The following is a 1,823-nucleotide window of genomic DNA, read 5'->3' as shown; positions in this document are numbered from 1 at the left end:
CACTTAGTCTTAATTTTCCCTTGATCTTAATCTGTTCTTGATCTTATTTCGTCTTTAATAGATAACACAATGCGGACACGCCTGAACTTGATAACAATTCGCTCTTCGCCTGACTTTCTGATAACGTTCTTGTATTCACGACGCCCCACCACCCTAAAGGAGCAAAGCGACTGGCCGCGACGCGGTTGGGTGGTGCGGGTGTGTCCGGCTGATTCTGCTTCTCTGCTACTGAAATGCCTCATCGAGTCCACTTCTGACACCGGCCGGACCGAGGGCCGAATGGCCCGAAGCGTGAATATGGTGTTATCAGAAGTCGGGGGCTTCCTTGAGATTGCAATCAAAGTATTTAAATTTTAATTCCTTTTAGTTTTACTTTTGATTTCAATATTGCTTTCTTTATCTTTTATTATCAGTTCAATTGTTCTTAATTCTATTATTGCCCGCTTATATTTCTTATGGTAGTAATAAGCAAATAGCACTATCACAATTGATATTGTCAGATAAAATAATATTGATCTTAATAAATTGACATCAAATATATCTTTAAAGACACCAGATGAGATTGTAAAAATAAACCCTATAAGTAGGCCAAGTAATCCAATTTGTTTTAGGTCTTCATAATTGGCTTCTAATTCAATTCTCTTTAGTCTCAATTCTTTTAATTCTTTTGTTTCATATTCTTTAAATGTAGATAATATTTTTGAATTTATCATGTTTATAGTTCTTCCCCCGATTTCTGATAACGTTAATGTGTTCACGACGTCCCACCGACTTAAGGCGATGAAGTCGCCGGGCGCGACGCGCTTAGTCGGTGCGGATGTGTCCGGCTGATTCCGCTTCTCTGCTACTGCCAATTACTTCTCTGAACCCACATCTAACTTCTGTCCGGACCGAGGGCCGAATGGCCCGAAGCGTGAACATGGTGTTATAAGATGTCCCCGCCTTCGAAGCATTACAATCAAGTGAAATTCTTATAACTTTTTAGTAAAGTAAAGAACAATGTCATCATCAATTACTACACTTTCCCCATATCTTATATAGTTTTTTCCATTATGTATCCCTTTTCTGTCGGGAATATAGCCGCGTCTTACATAAAGCACTTGAGCAATACCATAATCACTAAATAAGCCGACCCCAATTCCAGCTATCAGAGATTTTTCCTTAATGATTTCTTCTGCCTTATCCATTAATTTTGATCCTATTCCAAGTCCCCGGTATTTTACTAGAACATTAAAATCATTAATCTCAGGGATGCTCTTTTCCATGAATTCAGGGTAATACGATTCCCATAAAACATTCACATAACCAACAAATACACCATCGATTTCAGCTATTAATGTCACTCGTTCTCCGTTTATCTGTTCAGTTATATATCTTTCATATTGAGCTACTGGTTTATTCCATCCTTGTTCTTTAAAGGCATGTGAAATGATGATTGGATCATTTTCATTTATCTCTCGAATTAATAAGTTCATTCATTTCACTCTCTCTTTTATATGTTAGTTTTTTGCGGGGATTTCTTATAACGTTCTTGTATTCACGATGTCCCAGCACCTTAAGCCCGGAGGGCGGCCGCGATGCGGTTAGGTGGTGGGATGTGTCCGGCTGAATAACGCTTCCCTGCTACTGAAATGCCTCTTCGAACCACATCTAACTTCTGCCGGACCGAGGGCCGAATGGCCCGATGCGTGAATATGGTGTTATGTGAAGTAATCGACTTCCTGAATGACAATCAAAATTCTTTAGGTGTAATTAATCATTAGAATTGGTGAACTTAAGAGAGTTCCTATTGTTATTGTTATTATTGTGTCTATTATTGATTT

At 38.7% G+C, this 1,823-nt stretch carries 2 protein-coding genes; both read right to left on the bottom strand.

Translation table 11 applies throughout. The features are described from left to right. Positions 1-353 precede the first annotated feature (353 nt). Positions 354-758 (bottom strand): hypothetical protein, encoded by a 405-nt coding sequence (locus E2980_RS23780; protein WP_135154692.1) that lies wholly within the window; start codon positions 756-758, stop codon positions 354-356. A 213-nt stretch (positions 759-971) separates the two neighbouring features. Next, a complete protein-coding gene (locus E2980_RS23775) occupies positions 972-1,475 on the bottom strand; it encodes a GNAT family N-acetyltransferase (protein ID WP_135154691.1) in 504 nt (167 codons plus the stop codon). Between the last annotated feature and the right edge of the window lie 348 nt (positions 1,476-1,823).

This window comes from Cohnella luojiensis (genome assembly GCF_004564235.1).
Taxonomy (GTDB): Bacteria; Bacillota; Bacilli; order Paenibacillales; family Paenibacillaceae; genus Cohnella; species Cohnella luojiensis.
This window is presented reverse-complemented; position numbering and strand designations above follow the sequence as displayed.

Bases quoted from the DNA above. Each gene is read 5' to 3' on its own strand.
- E2980_RS23775 (WP_135154691.1), bottom strand. From the start codon at position 1,475: ATGAACTTATTAATTCGAGAGATAAATGAAAATGATCCAATCATCATT.